The 19,230-nt window shown below is 60.3% G+C and carries 15 protein-coding genes; 6 read left to right on the top strand and 9 right to left on the bottom strand.

Annotation, left to right across the window (positions count from 1 at the left end; all coding sequences use genetic code 11):
• The first annotated feature begins 508 nt into the window (after positions 1–508).
• On the top strand, positions 509–808 hold the full coding sequence (locus FP026_RS06525; protein ID WP_149633816.1) for a hypothetical protein: 300 nt from the start codon (positions 509–511) through the stop codon (positions 806–808).
• A gap of 75 nt (positions 809–883) precedes the next feature.
• On the opposite strand, the gene FP026_RS06530 is transcribed toward FP026_RS06525, so the two are convergent.
• Positions 884–1,765, bottom strand: coding sequence for an NmrA family NAD(P)-binding protein (locus tag FP026_RS06530; RefSeq protein WP_149633817.1), 882 nt, complete (start codon positions 1,763–1,765; stop codon positions 884–886).
• Between the two features lie 221 nt (positions 1,766–1,986).
• On the opposite strand from FP026_RS06530, the gene FP026_RS06535 reads away from it, so the two are divergent.
• Entirely contained in the window at positions 1,987–2,889 is a 903-nt protein-coding gene (locus FP026_RS06535; protein ID WP_246665269.1) for a LysR family transcriptional regulator, read from the top strand.
• Between the two features lie 110 nt (positions 2,890–2,999).
• Here FP026_RS06535 and FP026_RS06540 read toward each other — a convergent pair whose 3' ends face one another.
• From FP026_RS06540 to FP026_RS06565, 6 genes are all read right to left on the bottom strand, one after another.
• Complete coding sequence (locus FP026_RS06540; RefSeq protein ID WP_149633818.1) at positions 3,000–4,637, bottom strand: GMC oxidoreductase; 1,638 nt, start codon at positions 4,635–4,637, stop codon at positions 3,000–3,002.
• A gap of 18 nt (positions 4,638–4,655) precedes the next feature.
• Complete coding sequence (locus tag FP026_RS06545; RefSeq protein ID WP_149633819.1) at positions 4,656–5,738, bottom strand: ABC transporter ATP-binding protein; 1,083 nt, start codon at positions 5,736–5,738, stop codon at positions 4,656–4,658.
• A gap of 4 nt (positions 5,739–5,742) precedes the next feature.
• Positions 5,743–6,630: a carbohydrate ABC transporter permease gene (locus FP026_RS06550; RefSeq protein ID WP_149633820.1), complete on the bottom strand. Its 888-nt coding sequence runs from the start codon at positions 6,628–6,630 to the stop codon at positions 5,743–5,745.
• On the bottom strand, positions 6,630–7,517 hold the full coding sequence (locus FP026_RS06555) for a carbohydrate ABC transporter permease (RefSeq protein ID WP_149633821.1): 888 nt from the start codon (positions 7,515–7,517) through the stop codon (positions 6,630–6,632). The genes FP026_RS06550 and FP026_RS06555 overlap by 1 nt, the downstream gene beginning before the upstream one ends.
• A 71-nt stretch (positions 7,518–7,588) precedes the next feature.
• Positions 7,589–8,821 carry an ABC transporter substrate-binding protein gene (locus FP026_RS06560; RefSeq protein WP_149633822.1) on the bottom strand — a complete coding sequence of 411 codons (1,233 nt, stop codon included), beginning with the start codon at positions 8,819–8,821 and terminating at the stop codon, positions 7,589–7,591.
• A 58-nt stretch (positions 8,822–8,879) separates the two neighbouring features.
• Positions 8,880–9,833, bottom strand: a complete 954-nt coding sequence (locus tag FP026_RS06565) for a sugar phosphate isomerase/epimerase family protein (protein WP_149633823.1) — start codon at positions 9,831–9,833, stop codon at positions 8,880–8,882.
• 219 nt (positions 9,834–10,052) lie between these two features.
• Here FP026_RS06565 and FP026_RS06570 point away from each other — a divergent pair, with 219 nt between their 5' ends.
• A complete protein-coding gene (locus FP026_RS06570; RefSeq protein WP_149633824.1) occupies positions 10,053–11,126 on the top strand; it encodes a LacI family DNA-binding transcriptional regulator in 1,074 nt (357 codons plus the stop codon).
• Positions 11,127–11,248: 122 nt separating this feature from the next.
• Here the strand turns inward: FP026_RS06570 and FP026_RS06575 are convergent, their stop codons facing one another.
• Both FP026_RS06575 and FP026_RS06580 read right to left on the bottom strand, forming a co-directional pair.
• Complete coding sequence (locus tag FP026_RS06575) at positions 11,249–11,500, bottom strand: hypothetical protein (protein WP_149633825.1); 252 nt, start codon at positions 11,498–11,500, stop codon at positions 11,249–11,251.
• Positions 11,501–11,737: 237 nt separating this feature from the next.
• Positions 11,738–12,934, bottom strand: coding sequence for a glycosyltransferase (locus FP026_RS06580; RefSeq protein ID WP_149633826.1), 1,197 nt, complete (start codon positions 12,932–12,934; stop codon positions 11,738–11,740).
• 323 nt (positions 12,935–13,257) lie between these two features.
• On the opposite strand from FP026_RS06580, the gene FP026_RS06585 reads away from it, so the two are divergent.
• From FP026_RS06585 to FP026_RS06600, 3 genes are read left to right on the top strand one after another with little or no spacing between them, the layout of a single operon-like run.
• The gene (locus tag FP026_RS06585; protein WP_149633827.1) at positions 13,258–14,598 is read left to right on the top strand and encodes a polysaccharide biosynthesis/export family protein; all 1,341 of its coding nucleotides are present in this window, start codon (positions 13,258–13,260) and stop codon (positions 14,596–14,598) included.
• Between the two features lie 28 nt (positions 14,599–14,626).
• Entirely contained in the window at positions 14,627–17,881 is a 3,255-nt protein-coding gene (locus FP026_RS06590; protein ID WP_246665270.1) for a GNVR domain-containing protein, read from the top strand.
• 4 nt (positions 17,882–17,885) lie between these two features.
• Complete coding sequence (locus tag FP026_RS06600; RefSeq protein WP_149633828.1) at positions 17,886–19,193, top strand: glycosyltransferase family 4 protein; 1,308 nt, start codon at positions 17,886–17,888, stop codon at positions 19,191–19,193.
• Positions 19,194–19,230: the final 37 nt, after the last annotated feature.

Consider the following 19,230-nt stretch of genomic DNA (forward strand, 5'->3'; position numbering starts at 1 on the left):
GGCATTCCGATCGCTTCTACCGACCATTTCGAGGTGGAGGCATGCGCTCCCCTCCGGCGGGTAGGTGGCAGGCGAATGCAGCAACCCATTCGGGTAGGTACGTCAGACTTACGCTTGATGCTAATATTCTAATTGTCGGCCCGGATGCCACCCGCGAGCCGAAGAGTGCAGCGTCCGGCGGCAATCAATATGCCCCTTTCATTGTCGCCGGACGCACACTGACTTGATAGAGCGAACCGCTCCACAGCACCATCAAAAGGTGTCCAAATGCCCACGCTGATGCTTGCTGTATCCGTCGCTCGTCAAAAATGGACGTAGGAACCGGGATAGGGATCTGCCTAATGTCCCAAGCCGTGAAGGCAGGGTGATCGCAATGTGAGAGTGGATCGTCGGCAAGCGTCGATCGGGGGAAGAGGGCCTGATGGCACCCAGGCCAATAAGGCAAATTCCCTTCGAAGATGCAGCAGTTCGCGAAACGACACGAGCGATAGCGTTTGGAGAATGCGTAATGGAGCGTTTTCGCCGTGTTATGAGTGGCTGTCTGTCGCCTAAGCAGACCGATACACTCCAAAAAGTATTGACCAGCATCACCAAACAGCCGTGGTTCGATGACAGTGAACACTCGCGCGACATCCTAGCCGAACGGTTGGCAATTTTGATCAAAATGGGAATAGAAAACGCGGCGCATCTTCAAACTGTCGGTGTTTCCTGGGCGGTGAGCGATTTTGTTCGCAACGGCGCAAGAACGGGTCGGGTAAAGCCGGCGAACAATGGGCGTGGGATCGAGCGGCTTTCGATCACCGGCTAGCAGAAGCCTCCGCCGGCGGAGGAAGCTTCGAAGTGTCCATGAGGACCGGGAGCGGTCCGAGACGTCTCGATTGCATCAATCCTGATCGTGAACGCGGTTTCCCTGTACGAGTTCGTGGATGACATGCTCGAATGGCGTTGTCCCCTTCACGGCCGATCGGCCTTGGTCGCGAAATTCGATCCAACCTTCGTTGAAACCATCCAGCATGCGAATGCGCGGGAGGGGATTTCGCGCCCCTTGGGCTCGAAAAATCTCTTCCCAGCTCTCACGCGGCACGATCTCGACACGAACAGGACGTTCGACCTCTGCAGCGAAGGCGCGGGCCAGATCGTTCGGCGATACGCGAACCGCTCCTTCGAGCTCGACGATCCGGATGCCGCTCCAATCCTCGATGAGCAGGCTCGCGGCACATTTTCCGACGTCCAGCGTCGCGACCATCGGAAATGCCTTGTCGGCGGGTTGAAGGAAGCTACGCAAAACGCCTTCGTCCCTTGCTGATGGCACATCCCATATCGCGTTTTCGATGAACCAGCCGGGCCGCAGGAAGGTGAGCGGAAGATCGAGACCGCTCAACACCCGCTCCATCAATGTGCGCTGGCTCAGCAGGTTCTCGTATGGTGCATCCGCTCCAATGGTCGACAGGCATACGACTTTGCCGGGGCGAGCCTGGGAAAGTGCATTACCCACCGCTTCGATCACGCGCCTGGCTTCGGGAAAGCCCGGCTCCGGATCGAATTCGGAAGGCGGCAGAATGAAAACGCCATCGGCTCCGCTGAAGGCCGCAGCAAGACTTTTCTCGTCATCCATCTCCGCCAGGGCGATATCGCAGCCACGATCGCGCCATTCCGCCGCCTTCGCCTTGTTTCGAAGGACAGCGCGGACCGGCTGCTGCTTGGCAATGAGTTCCCGCGCCAGCGCGCCGCCCACCTTTCCGGTGATTCCGGTAATTGCATACATGATAATTCTCCAGGGACACGGTTGAGTTGACAGAGCACAAGCCCGGGCGAGCCTGGCAAAAGCCATGCTCGAAGGCGTCGTGGAGGTCGACTGCGTGAATACTTCTTGCTTGTAAGCTCCAAAGAGCCGTGATTCACGCGCATTAATATCAATGCTAAGATGACTAAAAATCACTATGCGCACCTTGGCGCCACCGACCCGTATGGCAACGGAGATAAAGTGTGTTCGATACTCGTCTTCTGACCGGTATTGGCGTCATGGCCGCAGTCACCGAAGCGGGAAATTTCGCGCGGGCGGCCGAGATGTTGGGGCTGACCCCGTCGGGCGTCAGCCGGGCGATAGGGCGGCTGGAGGCGCGGGTCGGCGTACGGCTGTTTGATCGAAACCCTCGGCAGGTCAGCCTCACCGAGGAAGGGCGCCGATTTCATTCGCAGGTCATTCCACTTCTCAGCGGTCTGGAAGAGGCGGCCGCCGAGGTTTCGGGGACAGCGTCGGCGGTGCGGGGACGGCTGCGCGTTTCGGTCGACCCCTGGTTCGCACGAACCGTTCTTGCCTCCGAGCTGCAGCAGTTTCTGGCTCGCCATCCGCAGCTATCGCTCGATCTTTCCACCAGCAACTACCGTGAGGAGATGATGAGCGGGATCGATGTGGCAGTGCGCTTCGGTCCTCCGGACACGTCATCCTTCATTGTCCGCAAGCTCCTGGAGACCCGGGTGATGACGGTCGCTGCCCCATCCTATCTCAAGCGGCATGGTGAACCGCGCTCGCCGCATGATCTTGCGCATCACGAAGCGCTTCTCTTTCGCGATCCCCAAAGCGGCTTGCCATTTCCCTGGGAGTTTCAGCGCAGAGGCGAGAGCATGGAGCTTAAAATCTCAAGCCGTCTTATGCTGGATGACCCGTCCGTTGCGATCTCCGCCTGCGTTGCGGGGCAGGGCATCTTTCAGAGCCTGTCGATCGGGCTTGCGCCTTTCCTCGCGCGAGGCGAACTCGTGCCCATCCTTTCCGATTGGTCGGATGAGCACTATCCACTCTACGCCTATCATCCTTCCCGCCATCTGCCACCTGCGAAAGTGAGGGCATTTCTCGCATTCGTCGAGGAGGTTGCGAGAGGAGCAATGTGAAGGGCCTGCCCAGGGCCTCGATCGCTCGAGAGCGGTTCAATCCCAGCGCAAGGCGGCTGCGGCTCGGAGAAGGGAACCGCGTTCTTCCGATTGCGGCTCCCGTGATTTTCCTAGAACTGGCCGATGAGATTCCGGCATGCGCGGATCGTCAAGGCCATGACGGTGAGGGTCGTGCCTGCGATGCCGCTGCCGGGGAATGCGCTGGCGTCCGTGACAATGACGTTGGGTGCGTCCCAAAGCTGGTTATAGGGGTTGAGCACGGAATTGCTTGGGTCATCCCCCATCCGCGCGCCGCCCGTCTCGTGAATTGCCGCGCCCATGCACATGGTCTTGCGGAACCATTTGCGGAACATGAAGCGGCTGAAGGGATCGGCATCCGGGAAAGCGCCGCGCCCCATTTCCCTGAGGCCGGTGGGTGAGCCGATGAACTCCAGATCTCCGCCGACGCTGCGCACCATTTCGATCAGCACCTCTTCCTGCTGGCGCAGAAGCGCATGTTCCTCCTCGCCCATGACGCAGCGGATATGAGGAACGGGAATCCCCCAAGCGTCCTTTCGCCGCGCGTTGAGGCTTACGCGGTTATCCGCATAGGGCAGCATGCGGCCGAAGCCGAAGAATGCCAGCCGCGCCGGCTCGTCATCGGGCGTGGGTGCCCGGCCGATGCTCCCCTGGTAGTCGAAATCACCGCGCCCTGCATCGCCGGCGCCGAAACGCGGCACGAAGATGCCTCCCGAGGGGTTGTAGAATGGATCGACGGGCGCGGAATCATCCACCGCCCATCCCTTCGCCTTGGAAAAGGAACCGAAGGCAAGGCAGGGCAGCTGATCCATGAAATAACGCCCGAGCGCGCCGGAACTGTTACCGAGGCCTTCGGGATGGCGCGGGGATGCCGAATTCAGAAGCAGCCGCACGCTTTCGATCGGCGACGCCGACAGCACGACGAGGTTGGCGCGCGCGGTCTCGACCCTGCCGGTGACGCGATCGATGAACTCTGCGCCCGTAGCGCGATCCCCTTGCTCGTCCGTCATGATGCGGCGGACAATGGCGTCGTGGCGGATGGTCAGGCGTCCGGTCGCAAGCGCCTCCCTCAACGGTTTCGGCGTGCGTTCCGCATCCGGCGCGATATAGCGCCAGGACACGACATGCCGTTGCGGCCAGCGGCCCTCCACCTCGTTCTTGAAGACCTGTTCGGCCGGCGTTAGTTTCGCCGGATTGATATAGATGCCGTCCGGCAGCGTCTCCACGCCGTCGGGATTGCCATTGAGGCCGAGGCAGGTCTCGACTTCTTCGTAGTAAGGCACGAGGTCGTCATAGCCGACCGGCCAGTCCACGCCCTTGCCGGTTCTCGACCGGATCTTGAAGTCGTCATCCGTCCAGCGCAGCAGCACGCGGCCGAAGCTGTGCAGGCGGCCGCCGCCCTGCCGCCCGCGAATCCAAAGGAAAGGCGCATCCTTCGGGGTCGTATAGGGATTTTTCCGGTCGTTGACGAAGAAATGGCTGAAGCGCTCGGTAAAGAAGGCGGCGCGCGCCTGAATGGGTTGCCCCTTCAGCGTCGCGCGTGCGCGCTCCCAGATGTTGATGCTGCTGGCCGGCAGCTTCTTGCGCGCCGGATCGAAATCCTTCTGGCTCACCGCCGGGCCGGCTTCGAGCAAAAGCACGGAAAGGCCTTGAGCGGTCAATTCCTTGGCGGCAAAGGAGCCGGCGGCGCCGGAGCCGATGACCAGCGCGTCATAAACAGTCTGAGACATAGATATTTTCCGTATATTTCAAAGACGGACGCCATCGGCGTCGAAGAGGGAGGCCTTGGCGATATCGATGCAGGGTGAGATTGCCGCGCTGGGCGGAAGTGCTGTGTCGCCCATGATGCGATAGGAGAGGCTTTGCCCGGCCCAATCGAACCAGACAATGGTATCGGCGCCCATCGGCTCGACCACCGAGACGATGCCGGCGATGGTGGGCAGGGATCCCGTTCCTCCATCCGGGGCGATATGTTCCGGCCGGATCCCGAGCGTCACAGGACCCGGTTTGACGGGCGCCAGAAAGGGATAGTCGCTCAGTTGGACGGTGAGGCCGTTGCTTTCGAAAACCGGGGCAGCAGCCTTGATCGCAATCTCGCCCTTGATGAAGTTCATCGCCGGCGCGCCGATGAAGCCTGCAACGAAGAGATTGGCGGGGCGGTGATAGATCTCGGAGGGGCTCGCAAGCTGCTGGATCACGCCGTCCCTCATGATGGCGATGCGGTCGGCAAGCGTCAGCGCTTCGACCTGATCGTGCGTCACATAGATCATCGTGTTGCCGAGGCTCTGGTGCAGCTTCTTGATCTCGACGCGCAGCTCGTTGCGAAGCTTGGCGTCGAGATTGGAGAGCGGTTCGTCGAACAGGAAGACATCCACCTCGCGGACCAGGGCGCGGCCGATCGCGACGCGCTGGCGCTGTCCGCCCGACAGTTCCGACGGCCGCCTGTCGAGCAGATTTTCAAGGTGCAGCAGGGATGCTGTGCGGGCGATGCGGGCCTCGATCTCCGGCTTGGGCAAGCCGGCGACGCGCAGGCCGAAGGAAAGGTTCCTGCGTACTGTCATGCGGGGATAAAGCGCGTAGGACTGGAAAACCATGCCGATGCCGCGGTCCTTCGGCTCCTCCCAGGTGACGTTCTTGTCCGATATCCATATCTCGCCGTCGCGGATGTCCTGCAGTCCAGCGATTGCGTTGAGAAGCGTCGATTTCCCACAGCCGGATGGACCGAGAAGCACCAGAAACTCGCGCGGAGCGATGTCGATGGAGAGCTTCTCGATGACGGTATGGTCACCATAGGCAATTTTGAGGTCTTTTACCGATACGGCAGGCTGCATGGCATTACCCTTTGACGGCGCCGGCTGCGACACCGCGCAGGAACCAGCGGCCGGAGAAGAAATAGATGGCGAGCGGAACGACGGCGGTCAGGATGGTGGCGGCCATGTTCACGTTGTAGGCGCGCTCGCCCATGGTAGTGTTGACGATGTTGTTGAGCTGGACCGTCATCGGCAGGTTGTCGCGCCCGGCAAAGACGAGGCCGATCAGGAAGTCGTTCCAGATGCCGGTGAACTGGAAGATGGAGGCGACGACCACCATCGGTATCGACATCGGCAGCATGATCTCGAGGAAAATGCGCCAGAAGCCGGCTCCGTCGACGCGGGCTGCCTTGCAGAGCTCTTCCGGGATGGCGACGAAATAGTTGCGGAACAGCAGCGTGACCAGCGGCAGGCCGAAGATCACATGCACCAGGACGACACCGGCGACCGAATTGTAGAGGCTTAGATTGGCGAGCAGCCGCACCAGCGGATAGAGGAAGATCTGATAGGGAATCAGGCCGCCGGCCATCAGCAGCCCGAACAGAAGGTTCGAGCCCTTCGGTCGCCACAGCGACAACGCATAACCGTTGATTGCCCCGATGAAGACGGAAATGACCACGGCGGGCACGGTGATCTTGACCGAATTCCAGAAACCGATGCGCACGCCAAGGCATTGCGTTCCCATGCAGGCTCCCGACCATGCGGTCTTCCACGCATCGAAATCGATGGCGGCCGGCAGGGCGAAGATATGGCCTTGGCGGATTTCTTCCATCGACTTCAATGAGGTCACGAGCATGGTGTAGAGAGGCAGCAGGAAGAACAGCGCCGACAGGATCAGGAAGACGTAGAGCCCGATCTGGCCGACACTGAGCCTGGACGGCTTGGAGCCACGAGGATGGAGGCGGGTTGTCATCAATGCGCTCCCCTTCTTCTGGCACGCATGGCCAACGCATAGCGGAACGGGGCGACGGCCATGACGACGGAAAGCACCAGCACGGTGGCGCCAGCGCTGGCGAGCCCGAGGTTCTGGCGTTCGAACAGGTTGTCCATGATGAATTTTGCCGGCACTTCGGTGGAATAGCCCGGACCGCCGCCGGTTTGCGCCACGATCAGGTCGTAGGTCTTGATCACGCCCATGGAGAGCAGCATTCCGGATGCCGCAAGTGCCGGTCCGAGTTGCGGCAGGATGATCGACAGATAGATGCGCCAGACCGGAATGCCGTCGATCTGGGCGGCCTTCCACTGCTCCTCGCTAATGCCGCGCATGCCTGACAGTGCGATGACCATGACGAGACCGGCGCCCTGCCAAACGCCGGCGAAGACCACGGTGTAGATCGCCATGTCGCGATTGACGATCCAGTCGAAGACGAAGCCCTGCCAGCCGAGCGCTCGAACGGTCGCTTGAATGCCGAGCGTCGGGTTCAGCATCCATTGCCAGATCAGACCGGTGACCACGAAGGACATGGCATAGGGGTAGAGGAATATGGTGCGGAATACGCTTTCGAAGCGGACCTTGCGGTCAAGGGCCGCTGCCAGCACGAAGCCAAGTGCCAGACATCCCGCGACATAGAGTATGCCGAAAATCAGCACGTTCTCCAGCGATGCCAACCAGCGTGAATTCTTAAACAGCCTGATATATTGGGCAAAGCCGACATAGTTCGACGACGGGAAGATCGTCGAATCCGTGAAGGACAGCCGGACCGACCAGACCATGGTACCGATATAGACGAAGATCGCAGCAATCCATGTCGGTAGCAGTGCAAAGGTCGCAGCCAGGGAACGTCTGCGCTTGGCTTGCATGAGCAAACTCTCTCAAAGGGACGGAGGAGCCGATCGACGATTGCACCATCGATCGGCCCGAAACAACGGCGCTATTCGAAGATCCCGAAGAACTTCTCGGCACCCGAGGCGCTGTCTTCCGAGGGGTTGCTCCAGAACTCGTCGACGAAGTCGTTAAGCGCGCCTGCCTGCTGCGGTGAGAGGATCAGCGCCTGATCCGGAACGATCTTGCCGGCGCTCATCAGCTCCAGTCCCTTCTGCGCGCACATATCGAGCTTCGACTTGTCGACGTCCGTGCGGATCGGCACCGAGCCCTTCTTGAGCGAGAACGCGACTTGAACCGTTGGGTCCATGGCGACTTCGGCCAGCAGCGTCTGGCCCTTCTGCGATGCCGCATCGGCAATTTTCGGGAAGGAGAAGGCGTCGGCGACATAGACCATGCCCGGGGATTGGGGAACGAGCATGCAGTTGTAGTCCTTGCCCAACTGCTTGCCCGCCGCAACGAATTCGCCCTTGGCCCAGTCGCCCATGAACTGTACGCCTGCCTTGCCGGTGATGACCATGGCCGTCGCGTCGTTCCAGTTGCGTCCCGCGGCACCCTCGTCGACATAACCGCGCAGCTTGCCGAGAATATCGAGCGTCTTCTTCACGCCGCCGACCGACGCGTCGCCCTTGTCCTTGTCGACATAGATCTTGAGGAAACCATCGATACCGACCTGCGTCAGCAGGATCATGTTGAAGACCTTGGATTCCTGCCAGGACTGGCCGCCCCAGGCAACCGGCTGCACGCCGGCGGCTTTCAGCTTATCGAGTGCGGCGAAGAACTCGTCCCAGCTCTTGGGCTCCTCGTTCACGCCGGCCTTGGCGAAAGCATCCTTGGAATAGAAGACCCAGCTCTCGCCATGGGCGCCTGTGGGCGAGAGATAGACTTGGCCGTTATAGGCGATGAGGTCATGGATCGATTTCGGCAGCACGTCCGCCCATTTGCCGGCCTTCGCGACATCGTCGATCGGGCTCAGCAGGCCCTGGCCGACGAAATCCGCATTGGCAAGGCCGATTACCGCCTGCTTGGCGGTCGGCGGATCGCCGGCGACCAGCCGGTTCTGAAAGGCGGCGTCGGCAGCACCGAAGCCTGCAATGGACGAATCCTTCCAGACCCCACCGCGTTTTTCGAACTCCTGCTTGATGACATCGAGTGCGGTGGCTTCGCTGCCTGATGTCCAGGAGGTCATGACTTCAGCCTTTGCCTTGTCCTCGGCATGGGCCGGAGCGAAGGTGGCCGCGAGTGCTACCCCCATCGTGAGTAATTTCATCGTGTTCTTCATTGTTCCACCTCTTCAAAAGGGCCCTCTTTGCGGGGCCATTGGTCTTCGGTTTATGAAATCAGCGATAGATCGGCAGCAATGCCTGCCGCACGAGCGTCAGGCCGTTGGCGATGTCGCCGACCGGATCGGGTGCGGCGTCCAGCTCGAGAATGGCCCAGCCTTGGTAGCCGCGGTCGCGCAGGAGCCTGATCCAGCCCGGCCAGTCGACGCGGCCGAGACCAAAGCCGCAGAAATAGGGGCGATGGCGATCGTGAATATGCTCGTCGATCGGCGTATCTACCGGCATGGGGCCAAGCGCATCCTTCCAATGAGAGATGATGACCCGCTCGTAATGGCGATCGACCACCTGAAGCGGATCGGAGCCGGCAACGATGATGTGGGCCGTGTCCGGACACATGTGGACATAGGCGGGATCCGTCAGCAGCATCAGAAGATCGACATCGCGCGAGGCGGCAAAGATCGAGTGCGCCTCCGTGTGAAGGGCAAGCCGCACGCCCTTTGCGTAGAGGGTGGCGCCAAGGCGGTTGAGAAAGTCGGCGATCTTGCGGGCCTGCTCGAAATCGAAGAACCGAACGGGCTCGGCGCCGAGCGTTTGGCGCAGCGGCGCGCCGATGACCATGATGTCGCTGCCGCAAGCCTTGAGAAACGCGGCGTACTTCTCCGCCTTTTCGATGATGGCTGCCTGCGCCGACGCTTCGGTGAAATCGCCCGCCGCCTCGAGCTCGGCAAAGAAGCCGCTCGCCAGCGTCAAGCCGCGCCTGGCAAGCTCGCTCGCAAAGGCTTCGACCGAACCGTAGGTTTTCGTCGCATCCTGCCAGTTGAAAGGAGAGAAGGTCAGCTCGACACCGGTGACGCCGGATACCTCAACCGCATCGAGGATCTTGTCCCAAAAGGCGCGTGGGTTACGGTTGGCATGCGCGATGACGCCGTCATAATCCTCGACACCCCAGAAGCCGGGATGGAAGAAGGTGACGAGATCCACGCCAAAGCGAAGCCGTTCGGTCGAGCCCATGATGCTGTCCGTTCCAAAGGTAGGGACCATCGCCTGCGGATCGCATCCGCAGTGAATAATCCACAATGATTTCAATGTTCTATCATTTGGCAATCGTTTGCCATCACTTGATGATAGACAAGTCGTTCCCATATGCAAGCGATTTTTGGCAAACGTTTGCTAAGTGGAAGAAATTGCCATAGCATCCGCTGCGTGAGGCACCGGGAAGGAAACAAAAAAGTGAGAGATAACAAGGATATGCCCGTTGAGGAGCAATCCGGGCCGTTGATGGCCGATGTCGCGAGGCTCGCAGGGGTCGCGATCTCCACGGTAAGCCGGGCTCTTGCCAATCCAGGACGTGTCAACGAGAAGACGCGCGCCAAGATCGATGCGGCCGCCAAGCAGCTCGGCTATACGCCGAACGCCATGGCTCGCGGCCTGAGGGTCGGCAAATCGAACACGATCATGATCATCCTTCCCGGGTCGATCTACTATTATGGCGTCTCCCAGGTCATCCCGCAGGTCCTGCAGAGCATCAACAAGGCCTTGCTGCGGAATGGCTATAATCTGATGATTGCCAATCTTGGCCGCGACACGGAATCCGAAAGGCATATTCTCAATCTCGCCTTTGGTGGCACCATTCGCGGCGCCATCATCCTGTCATCGAAGCTGCCGGAGGTCGATGGCCGGTCTCTTGCCAATGCGGGCCTGCCGATCGTCTCCATGCTGCTCGACATGAGCGACGCCGGTGTGTCGAGCATCGTGACCAACGATCGCGAGGCGGTCCGGGACGCGGCGGCAGAGCTGATCAGAATGGGTCACAGGCGCTTTTTCTACATCGCCGGTCCGCAGGACAATTATCACGATGTCGAGCGATATGCCGGTGCGCTGGAAGCCTTGCGCAATGCCGGGATTTCGAAGGAAGCGTTGTCGCGATCCGGAGGCAATCTCGATTATCAGCAGGGCTTCGAGATCGGCGTTCAGGCTGCCGCCGATTTTGCACTGCTGAAGGACCGGCCGACGGCGGTGATCGCCACCAGCGACGACATGGCGATCTCATTCATAAGCCGCATTAAGCGAACGGGGCTGCGCATTCCCGACGATTTGTCGGTGATTTCTTTCGATGGTGCGCCGGTCTGCGAATTCTGTTTCCCACCGCTCTCGACGATCGAGCAGCCGTTCGAGGAAATGGGTCAGGCCGCCGTCGCCCGCCTGCTTGATGCCATCGGACAGGTGGAGAAGGAGAGGGATCTGCGTGTCACCATCCGCAGCAAGCTGATCCTGCGGGAAAGCGTGGCGCCGCCGAAAAATTAAAGCGAGATGCGAAATGTGACGCGATCCGAGCGATCTGGGGAGGGGCCGCTACCACCTGATATCCCAGGGCGGGCTTGCCATTGGAAGATCACCGCCCGGGGTGCTTCATGCGACCCGCGCCCTTACGAAGCAAGGCTTCGCGGCTCGACCATGATGGCTTCGATTCCCGTCGCCTCTTCATCGAAGAACCATCGCCGTGCTCCGCCGCGGCGATAATCTCTCCATCTGTGCCCATGGCAGAAATACTGGCTTTCTCCATCGCCGACATCGTAGCCGAGGCTGCCCCGCTTCAGGCAGCCGGGGTATTCGCAGTAATGGCTCTCCAAGGCCTGGATTTCGGATGAGAGCGTCATCTCGGCTGCATCGTCGGTCATCGTCGGATCCTTTTTGCCTTGCCCTGTCTTGCCGGAGCCGGACATGGAATCAGTTCATTCGGAAGCGTCGGTGCGAAGGGTAGGTTTGAGATGGTTAACCGACGGTTTCGGACGCGCAGTACGAGGAGTGCATAGCTCCGGTTGACGAGCACGATAGGGAAGTGAGCAGGCGGAAAAACTGGCGCGGCGGGAAAGTGCCTATCCCGGCGGCGATCACAGGTAATGGTTCTGCGTGGTCTATTGCAGCGTCGTGCTGTGCGGCTTTGCCGCAAGGGCAGGCAATTGTGCTTCAAGTCCGCGTTGAACCGCTGCGATGACCTGGGGATTGCGAAGTCTGATGGCTTTGCGGATCATCAGTTCCTCGTTGATGATCGCTCGCATGCCCGTCGTGAACTTGTGCAGGCTGAATTGTTCCGCGTGTGCCCGCAGCGCTTCAGGGCGAAAGCGATGCTGCATGGTCTCGAAATCGAGCACGGCCTCGATCAGCGCATCTGCAGACTGCGTGTTGAAGAGAACGCCGCTCACGCCCGGCACGACCGTCTCCAGCGCTCCGCCGCTTCCATAGGCGATGACCGGTCTTCCGCTGGCCATGGCTTCGACCGGAACGATGCCGAAATCTTCTTCGCCGGGAAAGATCAAGGCGCGGCACCGCGCCAGCTTCTCCTTCAGCACTGCAAACGAGGTTCGGCCCAGGAAGGTGACGGAGGGACCGGCAATGCGCTTCAGTTGATCCATCTGCTTGCCTTCGCCGATCACCACCAGCTTGCGGTTCATCCGGGTGAACGCCTCCACGGCGAGATCGATCCGCTTATAGGGAACCAGCTGGCCGGCGCAGAGATAGAAGTCCTCAATCGATGCTGCCGGCGCGAAGTCATCGACACTGACCGGTGGATAGACCACGGTCGCGGGGCGCCGGTAATATTTGCTGATGCGATCGCAGACATGATGCGAGTTGGCGACGAAACGATCGACGCGCAGGCTGGTATTGACGTCCCAGGAACGCAAAAGTGGCGCGAGCATCGGCAGCATCAGCCGTGATGCGAGCCCCGCATGGGATCGGTAGAAATGATAGTGATCCCAGAGATAGCGCATGGGCGAATGGCAATAGCAGATATGCGTTGCCTGCGGCGGCGGAATGATGCCCTTGGCAGGACCCGATTCACTGGAGATGATCAGATCATATGCCGAGAGATCGAAACTCTCCAACGCGAAGGGCATGAGCGGCAGAAGCGATTGATAGCCTCTGACCGCTCCCGGGATCCGCTGCAGGAACGATGTGACGATCTTATGTTTGCGGATCTTCTCCGAGACGCGGCTTTCATCGTAGACGAGGGTGAAGATGTCGGCGTCCGGATACATGTCGCAGAGCGCCTCGACGACTTTCTCTCCACCCCGCATCGACACAAGCCAGTAATGGACGATCGCTACGCGCATTGCTCTTCCCTCCATGGGTCGAAACAACATTGTCAGACGGCAACTTTTGCGACAGCGCCCACATCGGTTCACCACGGCATCCAAATGGCCGAAGGGAGTAACCAAAAGATTTAGCCGGGGATCGAAGCCTGCACACAAGGATATATCCACCCGACTAAGGGACTGTAGGAACGTCTTCCTCCCTGTCAGAAATGATAAGCCCTGTTGCTTCGGTAGGGGATTTACACGCTATGCGTTCAGCTGCTGATCTCGTTGCTAAGATTACGAAGAGGGCGCGTCGGCTGTCCGACGGTGCAAACGACACGAAAGCGAGATTTCGGCTCATGTTTAGAGTTTCAGCTTTGCCTTACCATTCCATCTCCAGGCCGCCTCGGCGCATGGCGCCATGGCTGCTGGCATTGATGCTTTCCGGCGCGGGCGTGTTCGACATCACCCATGCTGCGGCAGCCAGCGAGGTCTACCATGTCGGGCCTCAGGCCCGGATCAAGGTCGCCATCGTCGAATGGATCGCCGCGACCGGCGAATATAAGGAATGGACGGCGCTGAACGGCGAATATGTCGTGTCGCAATCCGGCTCGATCTCGATTCCGATGATCGGGCGGATGCAGGTCGGCGACAAGACGGTCGACGACATCAGCGCCGATATCGGTGAAAGGCTGAAGCAGATCACCGGCTTGGCGGTGGCGCCCACGGCTTCGGTCGAGGTCGTCAAATATCCGGTGGTTTACGTGTCGGGCGCGGTGGAGAAGCGAAGCGAGCTGGAATTCAGGCCGGGCCTGACCGTCAGGCAGGCGATCGCCATGGCCGGGGGGCGCGAGCGCCGCTCAACCCAGGCGGGGGATTACTCCGAGGCGCAGCAGATCAGCTATGCGGGGGAAATCAGTCGCATGGAGCTGCAGCTGAAGCAGCTCGGAGCCCGGCGTGCGCGCCTGTTGGCGGAACTCAACGATCAGCCGGCAATCACATTTCCGCCGGAGATCAAGGCCGCCCCGCAAGGGTCGACGGTCTGGCAGATCATGACGAGCGAGCTCGATCTGTTCAATGCACGGGCCGAGGCCTTGCGCCAGCAACTTGCCGCCGCCGCGGATCTGGAAGTCCTGCTGCGCAATGAAATCAACATTCTCGATGAGAAGATGTCGTCGCAGGACGAGCAGGTAAAGATCGCACAGGATGAATTGAGCGATATTTCCAAGCTGGTCGATACCAAGATCCTGACGACGTCTCGCAAGACCTCGCTGGAACGGATCGTTGCCGAAATGCAGGCCGGCAAGCTGGATCTCGTCGTTGCATCGATGCAAGCAAAGCAGAAGCTGAGCGAGACCGAGCGCGATGCACTCAATCTGACGGGCCAGCGCAAGACGGACGCCGGACAACAGCTCCAGATCGCCGAGACGCAAATCGAGGATACGAAACTCAAGCGAAACACGACCCTGCAGCTGCTGCAGATTTCCGGCGCCTCGCTTTCGCGCACTCAGAGCATGAAGGCGCTCGATCTCCAGCAGCTTGAATACTGGATCACCCGAAACGGCGACGAGGCCGCCGCCATCAAGGCGTCGGAGGCGACCGAGCTGCAGCCGGGAGATGTTCTCGATGTGCGCTACAACATTTCCGGAAGCCTGGACGGCGCGGCGCTCTCGTCGGCTGATGCCGGTCAATCCCAATAAGGATGAGTGAGCCAAGGGGGCGATAATCATGGCAGTTCACGAGATCGGCAAAGGCTTGCGCAGCACGCCGTCGGACAGCAACAGCATGGGGGACGGTGAATATATTTCGTTTCGCGACGTCTGGCGTTTCGTCCAGCGCCACTGGCTGCTTTTTGCCCTGTTCACCGCTGCCGGCGTTGGCATCGGCGTCTTCTACATGGCCACAACCAAACCGATCTATCTGGCGACCACGCGCCTCGTCATGGATCCGGACCAGGGGCGCATCGTCTCGCAGGATGCATTCACCGGCACGGTCATCATCGAGGCGGCTGAAATCGCAAGCCAGGTCGAGATCGTCAAATCGGAGGCGACCGCACGCGCCGTCGTCCAGAAACTCAACCTCACCGAAGATCCCGAAATCATAGGCGGCATCTCATGGCAGGCGGCTCTGCGCGACAAGATGCGCGCAATCGTCAGTTATTTCAGGCGCGATGACGAAAGCGCGAAGACCGAGGCCAGTAACGACGACGTGATGCGCAGGACCATGGCATCATTCCTTTCTCGCGTTTCCGTCAATCGCGTCGGCCAATCCTATATTCTCGAGATCGGGTACAGCTCGGTCGATCCCAAAAAGGCGGCGCGGGCGGCAAATGCCATCGCGGAAGCCTATATCAGCACCGGCCTGTCTGAACGCGCTTCCGCCGCGCAGAGCGGCGCCAGATGGCTGGAGACGCGCCTGATCGAAGTCGGCAGGCAGGCGCGCGAAGCATCCATGAGCGTGGAGGAGTTTCGCGCCAAGAACGGCATCATGGAGATCAGTACCTCCTCGTCCCTCGATCAGCAGCAATTGTCCGAGATCAGCAGTCAGGCCGTTGCAGCCAGCGCGCAGACCGCGGCCGAATCGGCCAAGCTCGAGACCCTCAACCAGCTCATGGTGGGCAGCAAGATCGAGGGAAATGTCGACGAGACGATGAACAACTCACGCATACAGAAACTGCAGGAAGATCTCGGAGCAGCAACGACCAAGCTCAACAATCTGAAAAGCCGATATGATGCCGACAATCCCGCCATCGCCGCCGCCCAGCAGGAAATCGATCGGGTAAAGGGTGACATGCGCAAGGAGTTCGAGCGCATCCAGGCGGTCTACAGGGCAAATCTGGATGTCGCCAAGACCCGTGAAAGGCTTCTGAGCGACGAGTTGACCTCATTGAAGGATGCCGGCACCGACAAGAATTTGGCCCGGGTGGAGCTGTCGGAGATGGAAAGCCGGGCCACCACCTATCGCCGGATGTATGAAAGCATATTGCAGCAGCTGATCGGCGCGCTGCAGAAGGAATCCTTTCCGCTTGGCAATGTTCGCATCGTGACGGCTGCATCGGTGCCGCTTTCGAAGACCTGGCCGAAATCCTCCTTCGTATTGCCCTTTACCGCCATGCTTGGTCTTGCTGCTGGCGTCATGGCGGCACTTTTGCGCGATGGCCTGGACCGACGCGTCAGCTCCAGCGAGAAACTGCGGCGCGAACTGGGGATCACCTCACTGGGCCATGTTCCCGTCTATATGAGCCCGTCGTTCCTGCCCGGGAGCATGGTGGCGACGAATGCCACCTGGCGACGAACGATGCTGCCGCTCAGATCCGTGCTCGATACGCCCTATTCGCAATTTTCCGAGGCGCTGCGCGGCGTCAAGCATTCGATCGACTCCGCTTTCCCGCCGAACGCGCCGATGGTGGTCGGCATCACCTCGGTCGGTACCGGCGAAGGCAAGACCACGATCGCCACCAATCTCGCCCAGCTCTACCAGCATGAAGGCGCATCCGTCGTGTTGATCGATGCCGACTTCCTCAATGCCAGACTGAGCTGCGTCGTGACCGAGGCCGGCATGGAATTCGGCATGGAGGCGCTGAGCATTAACGACGTGCCGCGCCGCTATGCTGTTGCCCAGGAGGGTGGCCTGCTCGTCGCGAAGGCCGATCACGAGCCCGAGGCGGGAATCGTGCAGGGTCATGGCGGCGTTCCGGTCGTCACCGTCGACGAGACCGAAAAATCCGTCGCCGCCTCCCAGCGCTATGGGCATCTGCCGGCACTGAAGACCGAGATCGACCTGCTGCGGCGGCAATACAAGGTCGTCATCGTCGATATGTCGGCTTTCGAGGATTCCGCCGATACCCGCGTCATCTGCAGCTATCTCGAAGGTATCGTCGTGGTCGTCGGCCAGACGAACAAGATGACCGTCGAACGATTGTCGGATGCGCTTGCAAGCTTCGGCACGTCGGCGATCAATATCCTCGGCATCATTGCCAACCGTAGCCATGAGACGCGCCATCGCCAGCCGAAACGCCTCTGGCGCCGCAGGCTGGAGGGGCGCCAGGTGCGCGCGTCCGCAAGGCGCCTCACGGGTCACGCGACGAGCCGTCCCTTGAAGATCGCTATCGGCATCGCAAGCTCGGGCCGCCGCGATATCCTGTCGTCCATCCTTCCGCATATCGCCAATCAGACGCGCAAGCCGGACGAGATCGTTGTCTGCCTGTCCTCGCCGGAGGATATCGATCCAAGCTGCCTTCGAAATCTCGACATTCCCGTCCAGGTTCTGATCTCGGAACGCGGCCTTTGCCGCCAGCGCAACAGGATCCTCGACAATGTGCGGGATGCCGACGTCGTTGTTTTCCTTGACGACGATTTTCTGATGACCTCGACCTATGTCGAGGAGGCCGAACGGCTGTTCCAGCTCCAGCCTGACGTTGCAATGTGCAGCGGCAAGGTCCTGGCGGACGGAATAACCGGCCCCGGTATCTCCGTTCGCGATGGCTTGCGCTTGGTCGATGGCAAGCGCCCGCGGCGATCCGAGCCAGCCATGCAAATTCGGCCGATCTACAATGCCTATGGCTGCAACATGGCAATCCGCATGTCGATCGTTAGGGCCGCAGCTTTGCGCTTCGACGAGAACCTGCCTTTCTATGGCTGGCTTGAGGATGTCGATTTCAGCAGGCTGGTTGCCCATTATGGCCAGGTTGTCAGCGCTAAACAGCTGGAAGGTGTTCATCTCGGCACGAAAGGCGGCCGGGCGGGCGGCGTCCGTCTCGGCTATTCGCAGATCGCCAACCCGCTTTATCTCATGCGCAAGCGGACCATGAGCGTGCCGCAGGCGGCAGCGCAGATCGGCCGCAATCTTGCCGCCAATCTCATCAAGGTCTGGCGGCCCGAACCTTGGGTCGATCGCAAGGGACGGCTAAAGGGCAACGTCATCGCATTTCGCGATCTGCTTAAGGGCAGGCTGGCGCCACAAAATATCGAAGCATTGGAATAGTCCGGTGACGCGCCCGTCCGGCCTCGATCGCGTCGTCGTCATTAACGATCGCTCCGTCCGGGTGGGCGGAGCATCCAATCTTGCGGTTCTTTCGGCCAATTTGCTGCAGAACGCGGGGGTTGCGGTAACCTATTTCGCCGGCGATGCCGCCGGCTCCGATCCGCCGGCACCCGAAACCATCAATCTGGCGGCGCAGCCATTGATGCAGCAGACGCGTCTCAGCGCGTTCGCCAGCGGTCTTTACAGCCGCCAAGCCCATGCCTCGCTGAAGGATCTTATTTCGCGCGTCGACACCGAAGGCACCATCTATCACGTCCATGGCTGGTCGAAGATCCTGTCGCCTTCGATCTTTCGCGCCCTGTGGCCTGTCCGTGAGCGCGTCGTCCTGCATGCCCACGACTATTTTCTCTCCTGTCCGAATGGAGGGTTCGCCAACTACCGCAAAAACCAGGTCTGCCCTCTGGCGCCGATGTCGATGGCATGTCTGACGACAAACTGCGACAAGCGCGGCTATCACGAGAAGATCTGGCGATCCGCGCGCCATCTGGTGCGGGAGCATTATTATCCCGTCCGGCAGGTTGCCGCCAATATCGTGGTCGTCCATCAGCGCATGCATGAATATTTCGTGCGCGGGCAAGTACAGACGAGCAACATAGAAACAATCCGCAATCCGGTCGAACCCTTCCTCGCGCGTCCGGCGGATCCATGGAAAAAGCGCGATTTCTTCTTCGTCGGCCGGCTTGAGCCGGAAAAGGGATTCGAAGACGCGGCGATCGCGGCAAGGCTCGCCGGCGTCAAATTGCACATCATAGGTGATGGCGCTGGCCGGGCGCGCCTGGAAAAGGATTTTCCGGAGGTCGTCATTCATGGCTGGAAATCCAAGGACGAGATGCGCGTCCTCCTCGAGGAGGCGCGCGCGGTCGTCGTTTCGTCGCGGGTGCCCGAACCATTTGGCCTGGCGGCACTCGAGGCTGTGACAAGCGGCATACCCGTCATTCTACCCGACGCGGCACTTTTGGGCGAAGAACTTGCAGCGCTCGGCTGTGGCCTTACCTTTCAGAGCGGCAAGGTGGAGACGCTCGCAAGCGGCATTCGCAGGCTCGCCAGCGACGATATGCTACTCCGTTTGATGAGTGTGAATTGCATCCGCCGGTCGGGCGACCTAGCCCACACGCCGGCTTCGTGGCTCGAGGCGCTGCTGACGTTATACGATGGGGTCCTGAAGCGCGCAAATGCGGTCAGGATGCGCCCAGGGATTGCCGTGGACACTGACATTCCGGCCGCGGGCCGGCTGATCGATGAGACGAGCTGACGCTTGTGGTTAGATGTGCGTTCTCCCCCTACGCCAA

The organism is Martinezella tropici, from assembly GCF_008370325.1.
GTDB lineage: Bacteria > Pseudomonadota > Alphaproteobacteria > Rhizobiales > Rhizobiaceae > Rhizobium > Rhizobium tropici_B.

Bases quoted from the DNA above. Each gene is read 5' to 3' on its own strand.
- FP026_RS06560 (WP_149633822.1), bottom strand. From the start codon at position 8,821: ATGAAGAACACGATGAAATTACTCACGATGGGGGTAGCACTCGCGGCC.
- FP026_RS06590 (WP_246665270.1), top strand. From the start codon at position 14,627: ATGGCAGTTCACGAGATCGGCAAAGGCTTGCGCAGCACGCCGTCGGAC.
- FP026_RS06585 (WP_149633827.1), top strand. From the start codon at position 13,258: ATGTTTAGAGTTTCAGCTTTGCCTTACCATTCCATCTCCAGGCCGCCT.
- FP026_RS06575 (WP_149633825.1), bottom strand. From the start codon at position 11,500: ATGACCGACGATGCAGCCGAGATGACGCTCTCATCCGAAATCCAGGCC.
- FP026_RS06545 (WP_149633819.1), bottom strand. From the start codon at position 5,738: ATGCAGCCTGCCGTATCGGTAAAAGACCTCAAAATTGCCTATGGTGAC.
- FP026_RS06540 (WP_149633818.1), bottom strand. From the start codon at position 4,637: ATGTCTCAGACTGTTTATGACGCGCTGGTCATCGGCTCCGGCGCCGCC.
- FP026_RS06555 (WP_149633821.1), bottom strand. From the start codon at position 7,517: ATGCAAGCCAAGCGCAGACGTTCCCTGGCTGCGACCTTTGCACTGCTA.
- FP026_RS06530 (WP_149633817.1), bottom strand. From the start codon at position 1,765: ATGTATGCAATTACCGGAATCACCGGAAAGGTGGGCGGCGCGCTGGCG.
- FP026_RS06580 (WP_149633826.1), bottom strand. From the start codon at position 12,934: ATGCGCGTAGCGATCGTCCATTACTGGCTTGTGTCGATGCGGGGTGGA.
- FP026_RS06550 (WP_149633820.1), bottom strand. From the start codon at position 6,630: ATGACAACCCGCCTCCATCCTCGTGGCTCCAAGCCGTCCAGGCTCAGT.
- FP026_RS06525 (WP_149633816.1), top strand. From the start codon at position 509: ATGGAGCGTTTTCGCCGTGTTATGAGTGGCTGTCTGTCGCCTAAGCAG.
- FP026_RS06565 (WP_149633823.1), bottom strand. From the start codon at position 9,833: ATGGGCTCGACCGAACGGCTTCGCTTTGGCGTGGATCTCGTCACCTTC.